At 38.5% G+C, this 13422-nt stretch carries 17 protein-coding genes; 3 read left to right on the top strand and 14 right to left on the bottom strand.

Annotation, left to right across the window (positions count from 1 at the left end; genetic code table 11):
* Positions 1 to 3: 3 nt before the first annotated feature.
* The 11 genes from NSED_RS01985 to NSED_RS01940 all read right to left on the bottom strand — a co-directional run bounded on the left by NSED_RS01985 (position 4) and on the right by NSED_RS01940 (position 7617).
* Positions 4 to 591, bottom strand: a complete 588-nt coding sequence (locus tag NSED_RS01985) for an adenylate kinase (RefSeq protein ID WP_232212309.1) — start codon at positions 589 to 591, stop codon at positions 4 to 6.
* Complete coding sequence (gene secY, locus NSED_RS01980; RefSeq protein WP_014964571.1) at positions 569 to 2002, bottom strand: preprotein translocase subunit SecY; 1434 nt, start codon at positions 2000 to 2002, stop codon at positions 569 to 571. Before secY ends, NSED_RS01985 begins: the two co-directional genes overlap by 23 nt.
* Entirely contained in the window at positions 1995 to 2420 is a 426-nt protein-coding gene (locus NSED_RS01975) for an uL15 family ribosomal protein (RefSeq protein ID WP_014964570.1), read from the bottom strand. Before NSED_RS01975 ends, secY begins: the two co-directional genes overlap by 8 nt.
* A 1-nt stretch (position 2421) precedes the next feature.
* The gene (locus NSED_RS01970) at positions 2422 to 2889 is read right to left on the bottom strand and encodes a 50S ribosomal protein L30 (protein ID WP_014964569.1); all 468 of its coding nucleotides are present in this window, start codon (positions 2887 to 2889) and stop codon (positions 2422 to 2424) included.
* A 6-nt stretch (positions 2890 to 2895) separates the two neighbouring features.
* Positions 2896 to 3618: a 30S ribosomal protein S5 gene (locus tag NSED_RS01965; RefSeq protein WP_014964568.1), complete on the bottom strand. Its 723-nt coding sequence runs from the start codon at positions 3616 to 3618 to the stop codon at positions 2896 to 2898.
* A 2-nt stretch (positions 3619 to 3620) separates the two neighbouring features.
* Positions 3621 to 4103, bottom strand: a complete 483-nt coding sequence (locus tag NSED_RS01960) for a 50S ribosomal protein L18 (RefSeq protein WP_014964567.1) — start codon at positions 4101 to 4103, stop codon at positions 3621 to 3623.
* A gap of 36 nt (positions 4104 to 4139) precedes the next feature.
* Positions 4140 to 4652 carry a Rossmann-fold NAD(P)-binding domain-containing protein gene (locus NSED_RS10690; RefSeq protein ID WP_232212308.1) on the bottom strand — a complete coding sequence of 171 codons (513 nt, stop codon included), beginning with the start codon at positions 4650 to 4652 and terminating at the stop codon, positions 4140 to 4142.
* Positions 4592 to 5053: a Rossmann-fold NAD(P)-binding domain-containing protein gene (locus NSED_RS10685; RefSeq protein ID WP_232212307.1), complete on the bottom strand. Its 462-nt coding sequence runs from the start codon at positions 5051 to 5053 to the stop codon at positions 4592 to 4594. Before NSED_RS10685 ends, NSED_RS10690 begins: the two co-directional genes overlap by 61 nt.
* Positions 5050 to 6471, bottom strand: a complete 1422-nt coding sequence (ftsY, locus tag NSED_RS01950) for a signal recognition particle-docking protein FtsY (protein ID WP_014964566.1) — start codon at positions 6469 to 6471, stop codon at positions 5050 to 5052. The genes NSED_RS10685 and ftsY overlap by 4 nt, the downstream gene beginning before the upstream one ends.
* A gap of 3 nt (positions 6472 to 6474) precedes the next feature.
* A complete protein-coding gene (gene pfdA / locus NSED_RS01945) occupies positions 6475 to 6903 on the bottom strand; it encodes a prefoldin subunit alpha (protein WP_014964565.1) in 429 nt (142 codons plus the stop codon).
* A gap of 93 nt (positions 6904 to 6996) precedes the next feature.
* On the bottom strand, positions 6997 to 7617 hold the full coding sequence (locus tag NSED_RS01940; protein WP_014964564.1) for a superoxide dismutase: 621 nt from the start codon (positions 7615 to 7617) through the stop codon (positions 6997 to 6999).
* A gap of 78 nt (positions 7618 to 7695) precedes the next feature.
* Between NSED_RS01940 and NSED_RS01935 the strand changes: the two genes are divergently transcribed.
* Positions 7696 to 9720 (top strand): S8 family serine peptidase, encoded by a 2025-nt coding sequence (locus NSED_RS01935; protein ID WP_016940050.1) that lies wholly within the window; start codon positions 7696 to 7698, stop codon positions 9718 to 9720.
* A gap of 1 nt (position 9721) precedes the next feature.
* Here the strand turns inward: NSED_RS01935 and pckA are convergent, their stop codons facing one another.
* On the bottom strand, positions 9722 to 11326 hold the full coding sequence (gene pckA / locus NSED_RS01930) for a phosphoenolpyruvate carboxykinase (ATP) (protein ID WP_076797499.1): 1605 nt from the start codon (positions 11324 to 11326) through the stop codon (positions 9722 to 9724).
* Between the two features lie 149 nt (positions 11327 to 11475).
* Between pckA and NSED_RS01925 the strand changes: the two genes are divergently transcribed.
* The gene (locus NSED_RS01925) at positions 11476 to 11880 is read left to right on the top strand and encodes a 50S ribosomal protein L32e (protein WP_014964561.1); all 405 of its coding nucleotides are present in this window, start codon (positions 11476 to 11478) and stop codon (positions 11878 to 11880) included.
* Positions 11864 to 12319 (top strand): 50S ribosomal protein L19e, encoded by a 456-nt coding sequence (locus NSED_RS01920; RefSeq protein WP_016940049.1) that lies wholly within the window; start codon positions 11864 to 11866, stop codon positions 12317 to 12319. The genes NSED_RS01925 and NSED_RS01920 overlap by 17 nt, the downstream gene beginning before the upstream one ends.
* On the opposite strand, the gene NSED_RS01915 is transcribed toward NSED_RS01920, so the two are convergent.
* Both NSED_RS01915 and NSED_RS01910 read right to left on the bottom strand, forming a co-directional pair.
* On the bottom strand, positions 12316 to 12615 hold the full coding sequence (locus NSED_RS01915; RefSeq protein ID WP_014964559.1) for a methylated-DNA--[protein]-cysteine S-methyltransferase: 300 nt from the start codon (positions 12613 to 12615) through the stop codon (positions 12316 to 12318). The two genes, NSED_RS01920 and NSED_RS01915, sit on opposite strands and share 4 nt — an antisense overlap.
* Positions 12612 to 13388, bottom strand: a complete 777-nt coding sequence (locus NSED_RS01910; protein WP_016940048.1) for a D-aminoacyl-tRNA deacylase — start codon at positions 13386 to 13388, stop codon at positions 12612 to 12614. The genes NSED_RS01915 and NSED_RS01910 overlap by 4 nt, the downstream gene beginning before the upstream one ends.
* Positions 13389 to 13422: the final 34 nt, after the last annotated feature.

Genomic DNA, 13422 nt, shown 5'->3' with positions numbered 1-13422 from the left:
TTTTTACAGTCCTAATGATTGAATGATCTTATCTGCTGCTTCATCAACCTTTCCCTCGCGATTAAGAACATGTTTGACTGGCGAGCCTGTAATAACAGCACATGCAGAAATCATGCCTGACTGAACATCTAATTCCTTTTTAACATTTTCAATGGTATTTTTGTCCCTGTTGCGGGTTTCATCAGTCATTCTTCTGCTGTAGATTTCTTCAGGTTTTGCAGAAACTGAGATAAAGTTTGAGGGTTTGATAATTTTGAGAACGTGTTCTGGCAACCCAGGATAGTATCCTTCAGGGGAACTGATGAATGCATGAGTATCAATAATTACAACTTCCTCAGTTTGAGATGCAATCTTTTCAGCTGCAATCTTTTGCAGTTCTTGCTGTCTTGGTATCGATAAACGTCGTAGCTCATCTCTGTCCTTAATGCCATTTTCTTTTGCTACCTCAAACATCAGAGTTCCAAAACTAATTACCTGAATACTTTTTTGATGATCTTTGATATGCTCTACAATCTTTGATAATAGAGTAGTCTTCCCAACACCTGGGATTCCAACCATGACGATTTTTTTACTTTCTGCCAAGTAGAGCACCCAAACGCGGCATTACAACTTCGACTTGTTCTCTAACTAGTTGTGTGTAATAGTTGATGAGAATATCTACCATAAGTAAAATTCCGATTCCAGAACCAAAGACTCCAAGAACATCTGAAACTCCGGCCAACAGACCTAAAATCATTGAGCCGATGATTGTAACAGATGGAATGTATTTGTTTAACAATGCTTCAACTGGTTTGTTTGATCTTCTAAATCCAGGAATTTGCACATCTGCATCAAGCAAGTTCTGAGCTGCACTCTTTGGAGACAAACCACCAAGCTCAACCCATAATCTACCAAACACAACTACAATTCCTATCATAAACAAAACATAACCTACTGCACGCATTGGATCCAAAGCTGCAACATCTAATCCTCTTGGAGGAGTAATGTAGTAGATGATACCACCCACAGGAGTGTTAGGGCTTGTAGGATCGAATTGTGCGATAAAGTTCATGAAGAAATTATTGTTACGTGGATTCATGTTTGCCCACAGCATCTGGAAAATGAAGACAGCATTTGCAGTGAGTGCAGAAGCCAAAATTACTGGAATGTTTGAGACATACATCAGTTTGATTGGATAAACTGCTGAAAAGCCTCTGTATTTTGTAGAGACAATTGGGATTTCAATTTTCATTCCTTGTGTGAATACTAGAATTAGCAAAATTCCAGCTGTGAGGAACAGGCCAAAGATACTCGGTAATTGATTAGAACGAAATAGAATATTTGTAATGTCGCCACTTCCAGTCAAAGACTGAACGATATATGGAATAATACCAATCATTCCGCCATCTCCTGCAGGCAATGGACTGAACATACTCCAGAGAATCTGCTGGGCGACACCTGCCATAATGAACAGACTGATTCCACTGCCCAGACCCCAACCTTTCTGAATTAACTCGTCTAAGAACATGATAATTATTGACGCCGCCATCAGCTGCCCAATTAGAACATACAGTACGTATGGCTCAGTTACACCTGGACCATAAACTGCCATGGCATATACAATAGATTCTGCTACAATTACAACATAGGTTACAAGTTTAGTAGCTGTTTGGAAGATTCCTCTCTCCTCAGGCTTTTTGAAATCAAACTTTAGAATGTCTGAACCTCTCAACAACTGCATCAAGAGTCCAGCAGTTACTATCGGCCCAATCCCCAGTTCCACCAAAGTACCCTGTTGAGATGCAAAAATTACTCTAGCAAATGCTAGAAAGTCAAACTGTGGTGCTGTTGCTCCAAATAACGGGGTTTGTCCCATTATCATGTAGATGAGTAATGCAATTCCACACCAAAGTAATCTTACTTGTAGTGGAATTTTCTTTTTAGGTTTTGGAACTTGTGGTAAGTATGGTTCTGCTTTGAAAACTACTTTTCGAATAGTGGCAGTTAGTGTACCCTCAGCCATTCTCGGTTAACACTTCTCCCCCAACAGCTTTTAGTTTCTCTTCGGCAGATGCTGTAAATTGTTTAACTTTGACGGAATAAGCATTTGTTATTTTTCCGCCACCAAGGAGTTTATCATATCCTGCACTTACAAGGTCTATGATTTTTTTGCCTCCCTCTTCTTTACCGAACTTTGTGAACAAGTCATCTAGGTCTCTAAGGCTGGTCCATTTTTTTATAATATTTGGGTGAGGTGTTTTAGGTATATCATGTCCATAATGATCTGGTTCATACATCATCATAGAACTTCTATGATGTTTCTTCATACCAGTAACTCCAAGACCACCTTTGTGACCACTTGCACGGTGTTGACCTACTTGTCCCCATCCCATGTGTCGTCCGCCTCTAAGTCGTCTTGTTTTTCTTAATCGAGATGCCATGTTAAATCATTCTCCTTACAATAGTGTCAAGCTCTTTGTTTAGACCGAGAATTCCTTTCTGTCCATAAAGTTTCTTGGTGCTTCTTTTGAATCCGTGTACTGGAGGTGCCAAAGCAAACCAAGGCTTTAAGGGTTTTAATTTTGATAGTACTGCTTTTCCATCAGCTAGTGCTGTTGCTAATTCATCAGTACTTGCAAATCCAAGTTCTTTAAGATCTTCAGGAGTAATTTTTTGATAACCAGACTTTCTTGCTTTCTTGTCAAGCAATTCCTTTGCTAAAGATGCATCAAGCTCAATCCAGGAAATATAGTGCTGTACTTTTCTTAGCATTCCCAAAGTAGTGTCTTTTGCAGGAAGAATTGTTGCTCGATATTTTTTGTCCAATTGTAAAAGCATCATTGTGTGTGTTGCCCAGTATGGACAATCTGCTTGACCTTTTATTCTAACAACGAGATATGCATTTGCCATTTTTTATCAACCCTGACTAAATGTCTGTCTTAGACAATCCAATACTGCTTTTGAAGTGGAGTTCATTGTAGGAGTTGAACCTTTTGCTGTAGTCCATGCATCCTTTAATCCTGCCAATTCCAATAATCGTTTAATCTTACCGCCTGCTACAAGGCCCAATCCACGTGGTGCAGGAATGATTTCAATGGTTACACTTCCACCTTTTCCTTTTACTTTGAATGGGACAGAATGTTTTTGATCACATTTGCATTCCCAACTGCCACATCCCATCTTGATTGGCTGTACGTTAATGAAAGCCTGACTAGTTGCTTTCTCAATTGCAATTCTCATTTGTTTTGATTTTCCTTGGCCGATTCCCAAGTATCCGTTTTCATTTCCTGTAGCTACAATTGCTTTGAATCTAGTTGATTGTCCGTTTGAAGTCATTTTTTGAATGATTCCAACATCGACGACTTCACTTTTCAAGTCAGGTAACAGTTTCTTGATGATTCCGGACTCTTGAATTCTTAATCCTAATTCGATAATCTCTTCTAAAGATGTAATTTCTCCTGATGCAACTTTTTGTCCCAAGATAGTTTTTGGAACCCAAACTTCTTCTTCTGGTTCTCTTCTTGGTCTTCTTGGACGATCTCCGCCTTTAGCTCCACCTGGTGGTCCTCTCCCATATACTGGTGGGCCTCTACCTCTTTGTCCGCCTTGACCGGGTTTAGATTGTGTTGCTTGACTCATTTCTATTTGACCTCAGTATCGATTGTAGATTTTATTTTAGAAACTTCGTTTTTTACTTTAAGATGTTCGCCGTTAATTCTTTCATCAGATGGGAATGTTTCTGCATCTGCAGGTACTTCAACGCCGGCATCAATTACTCCTTTGAGAGCAGCTGCCATTCGTTGTGTGTATCTTCTAGTTCCAGTGTACAAGATAGCATCCTTTGCTCCTTTGCCTAATGCTTTCTTTCCTGCCAAGTATCCTGTAAGATATGCAGCAGGTACACTTTTTCTAGAACCTTTCCAACCTTTCTCAAGCAGATATCTAGAATGGGCAGAGGCTACAACTTTGTCTCCAGCCATGCCAGGTGTGAGAATTTGGACTTGGGTATTTTCATTAGTAATATTTACAGTGATAAAATCGCGTTTGCCCATCAACATGGTTCCACGTTTACGATAATTGGTTTTTTCTTCCCTTAACCTTCTTAATATTTTTGAATAGGCCATCTATAGAAACCGAGTTTGAATCTGCTCTTATATACGTTAAGCGCGAATCAGAGCAGCTAACAAAGCTTTCTGAGTATGTAAACGATTTTCTGCCTCATCCCAAACAACAGACTGAGGACCGTCAATTATAGATGATGTAACTTCTTGTTCTCTCTTTGCAGGAAGACAGTGCAAAAAGATCGCATCTTTTTTTGCAGACTTCATTAATTTGTCATTTACCTGATACTTTGGGAGGAATTTTTTCAATCGTTTCTTGTCAAGATTATGAATTGAGGAGAAAGTGTCAGCTACTACTACATCTGCATTTTTGACTGCAATGAATGGATCGGTGGTTAATTCAATGCTAGTTGATTTCTTGGCTTGCTTGATTACATTCTTGTCAGGTTCAAATCCTTTAGGAGTTGCAATGGACATGTCAACTCCAGACAATGCAGCGCCGTAAATCATAGAGTTGCAGACGTTGTTGCCATCTCCAATCCATGCAATCTTTATCCCCTTGAGTTTTTTCTTTTTTCCTTTATCGTCATAAAGTCTGCCAATATTTGACAAGGATGAAAAGAATCAGAGAGCCCGTTAATGACAGGTATCGTTGCATGTTTTGCTAGATTCTCAAGCAAGCTGTGTTCATAGACTCGTGCCATTATGCAATCAGAGTATCGTGAAAGAGTTTTTGCAGTATCTTCAACTGATTCTCCTCGAGACAGTTGCATGTCATTAGAAGACAGGTTAACTGCATGTCCTCCCAACTGATACATTCCAATTTCAAAACTAACACGTGTTCGAGTTGATGGCTTTTGAAAGATCATCGTTAATGTTTTATTTTTTAGAATCGGTTTGCTTGTACCTTTTTTGAGTTCCTTTTTTAGTTTGATGGAGTCATCGATTAATCCTACAAACTCCTTTGGTGTAAGTTCCGCTAAAGTGAGTAAATGTTTTGTTTTTAGTTTCATTTTCTAAAGAATCCAAATCTCCTTTTCTTTTTAGGCTCTTCTTCTTTATCTTGTTTTGGTATCTCTTCCTCATCTGCATCAGATATCTTGCTTGGTTCTCCAGGCTTTGGTCTGCCATCTTTGATCCATTGACGAATATTGTTAGCTAATCTGTTTGCTTCCTTGTCGTTTTCAGGAGGAGGAATATCAAACAAGTCTGAATAAGTTGCAATGTCATCATCTTCGATTCCGTCAAACGGATCATCAGATGTTGGTTCTGGTTCTGGTGTTGGTTCTGGTTCTGGTGTTGGTTCTGGTTCTGGTGTTGGTTCTGGTTCTGGTGTTGGTTCTGGTTCTGGTGTTGGTTCTGGTTCTGGTGTTGGTTCTGGTTCTGGTGTTGGTTCTGGTTCTGGTGTTGGTTCTGGTTCTGGTGTTGGTTCTGGTTCTGGTGTTGGTTCTGGTTCTGGTGTTGGTTCTGGTTCTGGTGTTGGTTCTGGTGTTGGTTCTGCAGTTTTTGCAATATTGACATTATCCAATGAACCAAAAACAGTTTCTAAGAAAAGTTCCTTGTCAAATGGTTTCAGATCAGGGTATTCTTGTCCAACTCCTACATAGAGAACAGGAGTAGATGTTACTTTGACAATAGACAATGCAGCTCCGCCTCTGGCGTCTGCATCACTTTTGGTCAATATTGAACCGTCAAATTTTACATGTTCATGAAATTCTCTTGCCTGGTTAACAGTGTCATTTCCAGCTAAAGAGTCACCTACAAAAATTTTCATGTCAGGGTTTACTACTTTGGTGATTTTTTCAATTTGCTGCATCAAGTTTTCACTTGTTTGCATTCTTCCTGCAGTGTCAATTAGTACACAGTCTGTTTTGTGTGACTTTGCATACAATACTGCGTCTCGTGCAACAGCTGCAGGATCAGAGTTGTAATTTTGTGCAACAAGTTTTAGGTTTAGACGATTTGCATGCTCTTTTAATTGCTCAATTGCACCTGCTCGAAAAGTATCGGCTGCTGCAATGACTATAGAATATTTTGCTTCCTTTAACATATGTGCAACTTTGGCCAGCGAAGTAGTTTTTCCAGTTCCGTTAATTCCTACAAACAAAATCAAAAAAGGTTGGCCTTGTTTCTTTTTTTCATTAATTTTTTCAAAGAGATCATATTCTCCTGCTTCATCAAATAATTTAGAGATAGATGAAATCAAACTATCTTTTACAAATTTTTCAATTTCTTTCTTGTCAACTTTTGAGCCGATTAATTTTTCTTTAAGATCAGACTTTATAGAATCAATTACTGCAGTTGCAACATCAGATTCCAATAAAGAAATTTCTAGTTCAAAAAGAATGTCTTCAATGTCTTTTTCATTAAGTTCTTTCTCACCAAGACTTTTCGCTGCATTAGAAAATGCATTACGAAGTTTATCAAACATGGTTTATCCCGAAGTTGGAGGTTTTTGCATTTGCTGCATCATTTGATTCATCTGTGCTTTTCCTTGCTCTAATCTTGCTGCTGCATCTTGCTTTTTGGCAGCTGTATCTTGTAAAGCAACTTCAACTTCTTTTATTCTTGCTTCAAGATAATTAATTGCAGATGGAAAATCTTTTTCGACTGCAACACCTGCACCTATATTCATTACAATTTTGGAATTAGATGAAATTTTTGTGGGAACATATGTGCCCATTCCAATTGGAACTAGAGTTTCAGATTCAGGATTTTTGCCAAGAGACTGAATGGATTCTATTGAAGCAGTTGCCTCTCTCAAAATATTCATGAAAGTAACTTCCCTTTGAGATAAATCTGAAAAATATGTTTCAAGCATTTGCATCTGCTGCATCAATTGCTCTGCCTGTTCTTCACTCATTTACAGCAAATCTTTCTCTTATGGTTATAAATTCATTCATGGATACTTGAGAAAATCAAAATAAAGAGATAAAGAAAAAATAAAGATTTAACTTTATTTTGCTTTTGAGAATCTATCTTCTACTTCGTCCCAGTTGACTACATTCCACCATGCGGCGATATAGTCAGGTCTCTTGTTTTGATAGTTGAGATAGTATGCATGCTCCCAAACATCACAGCCCAACAATGGAATTAATCCCTCTGTTCTTGGGCTAGTTTGATTTGGCATTGATTTGTATTCAACCTTTGATGTAGAAGGATTGTATACTAACCATCCCCAACCACTGCCTTGGATTACTGCTGTAGTAGATGAGAATTTCTCTTTGAAGTCAGAGAAGCTTCCAAAAGAACTGTTGATTGCATCTGCAATTGATCCTCCAGGTTCTCCGCCTCCGTTTGCTTTCATGTTATTCCAAAATAACCTGTGGTTGTCATAACCACCACCGTTGAAATTAACTGCACTTCTTTTGTCCTCAGGTACTGAATTGATATCAGACAAGATATCAACAATATCTTTGCCTTGAATTTCAGCTGGACAAGTTTCAAGAGCTGCATTTAGTTTGTCAGTGTATGCTTGATGATGTTTTGTGTGATGAATCTCCATTGTTCTTGCGTCAATGTGAGGTTCCAATGCATCATAAGCATATGGCATTTCAGGAAGTGTGTATTTTCCCATGAGAAGGGTTTGTGGTTTATTCCATTTATTGCTTTACTAAGCAATTCATTTTTACTTGTTTAAATGGATAGGAAATTTGTGAAATTATTACTAGCTTTTTCTACAATTCTAATATTTACAGTAATTTTGGTTTTATCACAGCTAGAAACACAAAACGAATCAGAACTGTATCTGGATAGAAGTGTTCCATACATCGGAGTAGACATTCCAAGGATGGAGGGAATTGATGGTGCGGGGATAAAGATTGCAGTAATTGATACGGGGGTAGATTACAACCATCCAGATTTGTTTGGATGGGGTCCTGATGGGAAAGTGATTGGCGGATACAATTTCATTCGCGAGAATGAAACCCCACTTGATACAAACGGTCATGGAACTCAGGTTGCAGGAGTGATTGCAGCTGATGGTGAAATGTCAGGAGTTGCACCCAAGGCAAAAATTCTAGCTTACAAAGTTTCAGAGGACGGAGAGGGAGTATCATCAGATCTAATCATAAGGGCAATTCAGAAAGCAATTGAGGACGATGCAGACATTATCAATATCAGTTTAGGGGTAAACAGAACAAATGCAAAGATTGATCGTGCAGTCAATGAAGCATTAGAAAAAGAAATTTTTGTGGTAACTGCAGCTGGAAACGATGGACCAGAACTAGAAACAATTGGAAGTCCTGGAAGAAATTTTGGCTCAGTTACAGTGGGTGCAACATATAACAATCTTACATCGAGTTTAGTTGCAACATTAGAGATAGATGAAAAACCATATACCGTAATTCCAATGGTCGGCTCTACAAAACTAGAAGAGTCAATCATTGCAAAAATTGTTTCTGCAGGTTATGGAAAGATTGAAGACTTTGAAAAAGTGGATGTAAAGGATGCAATAGCAATTGTCGAAAGGGGAAGCGATGTTGAAGGAGAGTTGTTGTATTTTTCAATTAAAGAAAAAAATGCAGCTGACGCAGGAGCTAAGGCACTGATTGTTTACAATAACAATCCAGGAATTTTTTTGGGAGAGCTGATTCATGAGTTTATAGAACCAGACTATGCGCCAAGAATTCCAGTTGTGTCAATAGACAGAGAAGAAGGACTTGAAATCAAAGAATCAATCACAGAGAAGAGCAGTGGGATTTTGCAACTGTTTTACAATCCAGACTTTGTTGCACATTTTAGTTCCAGGGGACCTGTATCACCATTTTACATTAAACCAGAAATCGTAGCACCTGGGGCGTATATCAACACCACACAAAACAATGCAGGATACAACTTTACCAGTGGAACAAGCTATGCTGCCCCTCACGTTAGTGGAGCAGCAGCCTTATTGCTTCAAAAAAACCCAGAACTCCACCACCATGAAATCAAATCCCTGCTACTTACTACAGTTGAGCCTGTATCAGACGCCTATGAGCAAGAATTCTCCATTCATGAGGCAGGTGCCGGGAGACTGGACATTGCAAATGCATTTAATGCAAAACTGATCATAGAGCCCCCAAACTTTGTTGCCATTGCGTCATCAGATGATAGAATTGTCGAAAAGCAATTCCAGCTAAAATCAACGGATGGATCATGGGGAGGATTTGATGTGACATTTGACGGACCGGAATTTGTAAAGTTTGGAGGAGTGTTGGATGGAGACATTTTGAAAATAAAGATGAGCATTACAGAAGATAATTTTGGAGACCATGAAGGAACAATGATGATCAGTCATGAGGGCATACAGTACAGGGTACCATTTTTGTTGCATTACACACCTGGTTCTGTTTCAGTAAACCAACAAAATGAGAAACTGTCATTTGATATTTACCATCCAGAAGAATGGAGCTTTGCAAAAATTTCAGTAATTAACAGCAAAGACGGAAGCGTTCACACTACAACTGCAACACCGGACAAGAAAGCATCAATTGACGTTTATGAGAATTCACTGTACTGGGTTGATGCAAAAATCAGAGTTAATGGAACTACATCAAGTGCATTCAATGTGATTGAAATTAATTCACTAGATGAGAATCAGCAAATACCAGGCATAACAGATATTCCAGAAAAACAGATTTTCATAATTGGCAGCATTGTAATTGCAATAGCAGTGTTTGGAGTACTAAAAAGAAAATAACCTATAGTTTGTGTTTAGGACCGGCTTCGATTATCTCAGGTGAGACATTTTCAAATTTCTTAAAGTTTTCAACAAACATTTGAGCTAATTTCTTTGCAGAAAGATCATAGGCGTCTTTGTCAATCCAGGTATGTTTTGGATCTAAAATCTCAGAAGGCACCCCTTCAACTTCAGTTGGAATATCTAGATTAAACAAATCATCATGTCTGTATTTTACAATATCAAGTGCACCTGAAAGAGCGGCAGTAACCATTGCCCTACTGTATTTTATTTTGATTCTTTTTCCAACACCGTAAGGTCCTCCAGACCATCCAGTATTGATGAGATAAACTACGGTATTGTGTTTTTTGATTTTTTCTCCTAATAGTTTTGCATAAACTGAGGCTGGTCTAGGCATGAATGGCGCTCCAAAACACTGAGAAAACACAGATTTTGGCTCCTTGATTCCTCTTTCAGTTCCTGCCAACTTACTAGTATATCCGGACATGAAATGATACATTGCCCCTTCTCGGGTAAGTCTTGAAACAGGTGGCAATACCCCCAATGCATCTGCTGTCAAAAATACAATAACTCTAGGATTTCCACCGACACTTGGAATTACAGCTCCGGGGATAAAGTCTAGAGGATATCCAACACGAGTATTTTCTGTCAATGTGTTGTCATCATAGTCTGGGACATTGTCTTTTAGCACAACATTTTCTAAAAGTGCGCCGGGTTTGATTGCATTCCAAATTTCAGGTTCTGCTTCTTGGCTGAGGTTGATACATTTTGCATAGCAGCCCCCTTCAAAATTAAATGTCCCATTGTCAGACCACCCATGTTCATCATCACCAATTAATTTTCTGTTAGGATCTGCAGAAAGAGTTGTTTTACCAGTGCCGGATAATCCAAAGAACAAAGCAGTGTCGCCTTTCTCACCAATGTTTGCAGAACAGTGCATTGGGAAGATGCCGCGTTCAGGTAACAGAAAGTTCATCACACCAAACATTGATTTTTTCATCTCGCCGGCATACTCGGTTCCGCCAATCAAAACAATTTTTCTTGTCAAATCAATTAGTATAAAGACATCAGTTCTAGTTCCATCAACTTCAGGGTCTGCAAAGAAATCATTGATGCACAAAATAGTAAATTCAGGTTCATGCTTTTCTAATTCTTCCGAAGTAGGTCTGATAAACAAGTTACTTGCAAACATGCTTTGCCATACATGGTCATTGATTACTCTGATTGGCAAACGAGTTTCAGGATCAGCACCTACAAAGCCATCAAAGACAAAGAGTTCCTTGTTATCAACAAAGGCTCTCATTTTTTCAAAGAGTTTTTCAAATTTGCCAGTTGGGAATTGGTGGTTGATTGGCCCCCAATCTACAGTGTCATGAGTCTTATCATCATATACGATGAATCGGTCATCAGGGGATCTGCCTGTATATTTTCCAGTATTTACTGATAATGAGCCTGTTGAATTTACAACGCCCTCCTTTCGCTCTACTGCCAATCGGACCATCTCATCCACGCTTAGGTTTCTGTGGACTTTGGATGGTTTGATTCCAAAGGCGGTTAATTGTGAAGAAAATTTCTCAGTTGCAGCAGTACCTAATACTTGGGTCAGAGGTACATGCCCCCAAAAATTATTAGTTCAATCCCAGGCTGGTTCATGAGATATTCGATCCGCCCAAAGTTTCCTTATTATCTTTTTCTTATAGATAATTTTTTTCTGGCCTAGGAACGTATTTATTCCAAAATTCAAGACTCAATCTTATGACGATCAACAAGGATCTACTTGCAAAGAGAGAAGAGGCTAAAGAAAACAAGCCAGACTTTGTAAGACCAGAGAGTTGGCGTTATGTTAGATTACAAACCAATTGGAGAAAGCCAAAAGGTATTGATCACCACCAAAGAAAACAAAAGAGCAGAGGCCGTCCAGGTCTAGTCAAAGTAGGATATGGTGGACCAAAAGATGCAAGAGGATTACATCCATCAGGATTTACAGATAATCTAGTTTACAACTTGAATGATTTAGAAAAGTTAGACCCAAAGAAAGACGGAGTCAGATTTGGACACGGTGTGGGCACTAAAAAGAGAAAAGAAATTATCGTAAAAGCAATTGAACAAAAATTCAAAATATTTAACGCAAGAGTGAGTGCAAGTGGTAGTAAATCTTAAAGCTAAAAAAAGACTCGCAGCCAGAGTTACTGGTGTAGGTGTTCACAGAATTAGATTCGACAGTGACCATCTAGACGATATTGCAGATGCAATTACTAGAGAAAACATTCGCAGTCTGATCACAGCAAACACTATCAAAATCAAATCATTTACCGGCACTTCAAAAGGAAGAGCACATGAGAAGAAATCTCAGAAAAACAAGAGAGGTACAACTCAAGGTTCCAAACAAGGAAGAAAAGGAGCTAGAGTAGGTAAGAAAGAAGTCTATGTTGCAAAGGTTCGCTCATTGAGACGATTATTAAAAATTGCAAAAGACAGAAAAGATTTGACTAATCCAGAATTCTGGGCTCTATACAAGAAAGTCGGTGGTAACACAGTTAGAAACAAAGCCCATCTCAGACTTTTGATGGATGAGATTAGAGAAAAACGAAAAGATTAGAATCTATAAAGTACATTTTCTAGTTTTACAATTTTGCCATTTTGAATTTCTATCCCTTCGTCATTTAGCATCTTGGTTTTGACATGCTCTCCATATGCATATCCACCGATTTTTCCAGTAGACATTACAACTCTATGGCAAGGAATGATCACAGGATATGGATTTTTGTTCATGATTTTTCCAACAGCTCTTTGGCCATTTTTTAGTCCAACAGCTTTTGCCAAATCCCCATAAGTTGTGATTTGTCCTTTGGGTACTTCGAGTAATTTTTTGTAAATCTTTTCTTGGATATTCAAAGCTTGATTACCTCAAGGTCTGTAGATTTTAAAAGATCAAGTACCTTCTGCTTGTTTGGACCAAGTCCTCGCCAATCCAAGAGTGCAGCTTTTGCCATACTGTTTTGTTGCATAATATGAGAAAATAACTTTTCATCTAGATCACCTAGAGTATGTTTTGGAATGACAGTCCCAAGTGCAAACTTGCCATCTAACAACTCATCGGTAAATTTTGAAGGATAGTGAGTTCCACCAAAACAAATTGCTACTGGATGCTCTTTGATTGGTTGTGACAGTACTTGGTGAACCAATGATGCAACGGAACTGCATAGTGATTCATCATTCCATTGTTTTTCAGTAGTTCCAATTTCTACAAATATTGATGGCTTTGTCAGTGCAGTTGGTCCATGGTGAGTCGCCTCTATAGTAATTTGAAATTCAGAGAACTTGGACTGGTTTTTCTTTAGAGTTTGAAGATAAACTTTTTGAAAGTCAGGTTTTGGGATTGCAACTTGTTTATCGTTTCCACCAAACTTTGCCGTGGAGAAATTTCCAGTGCTGTGGCAAGTCAAAGCTAGTTCCCCAGATTCTGCAGCATGTTTTGAGAGAAAAATAAATCCGTCATAATCATATTTTTCTTCCAACCAATCAGCAGAAATTGCAGGTGTAGGAATTATTAGAAGATCATAATATTTCCCATGAAAAACATCATCTTTCAAAGTCATTTCTTTTGAAAGATATTTTGCCATATTATGACCGGCGGGGTCATCTTGATATGCAACCAGTAGTTCCATGAGATAAGAGATATAAGGACACCTTATTAATTTC

It is taken from the genome of Candidatus Nitrosopumilus sediminis, from assembly GCF_000299395.1.
Taxonomy (GTDB): Archaea; Thermoproteota; Nitrososphaeria; order Nitrososphaerales; family Nitrosopumilaceae; genus Nitrosopumilus; species Nitrosopumilus sediminis.
This window is presented reverse-complemented; position numbering and strand designations above follow the sequence as displayed.

Coding starts and splice junctions, on each gene's coding strand:
- secY (WP_014964571.1), bottom strand. CDS start 2,002: ATGGCTGAGGGTACACTAACTGCCACTATTCGAAAAGTAGTTTTCAAA.
- NSED_RS01975 (WP_014964570.1), bottom strand. CDS start 2,420: ATGGCATCTCGATTAAGAAAAACAAGACGACTTAGAGGCGGACGACAC.
- NSED_RS01970 (WP_014964569.1), bottom strand. CDS start 2,889: ATGGCAAATGCATATCTCGTTGTTAGAATAAAAGGTCAAGCAGATTGT.
- NSED_RS01965 (WP_014964568.1), bottom strand. CDS start 3,618: ATGAGTCAAGCAACACAATCTAAACCCGGTCAAGGCGGACAAAGAGGT.
- NSED_RS01960 (WP_014964567.1), bottom strand. CDS start 4,103: ATGGCCTATTCAAAAATATTAAGAAGGTTAAGGGAAGAAAAAACCAAT.
- NSED_RS10685 (WP_232212307.1), bottom strand. CDS start 5,053: ATGAAACTAAAAACAAAACATTTACTCACTTTAGCGGAACTTACACCA.
- ftsY (WP_014964566.1), bottom strand. CDS start 6,471: ATGTTTGATAAACTTCGTAATGCATTTTCTAATGCAGCGAAAAGTCTT.
- pfdA (WP_014964565.1), bottom strand. CDS start 6,903: ATGAGTGAAGAACAGGCAGAGCAATTGATGCAGCAGATGCAAATGCTT.
- NSED_RS01940 (WP_014964564.1), bottom strand. CDS start 7,617: ATGGGAAAATACACACTTCCTGAAATGCCATATGCTTATGATGCATTG.
- NSED_RS01925 (WP_014964561.1), top strand. CDS start 11,476: ATGACGATCAACAAGGATCTACTTGCAAAGAGAGAAGAGGCTAAAGAA.
- NSED_RS01910 (WP_016940048.1), bottom strand. CDS start 13,388: ATGGAACTACTGGTTGCATATCAAGATGACCCCGCCGGTCATAATATG.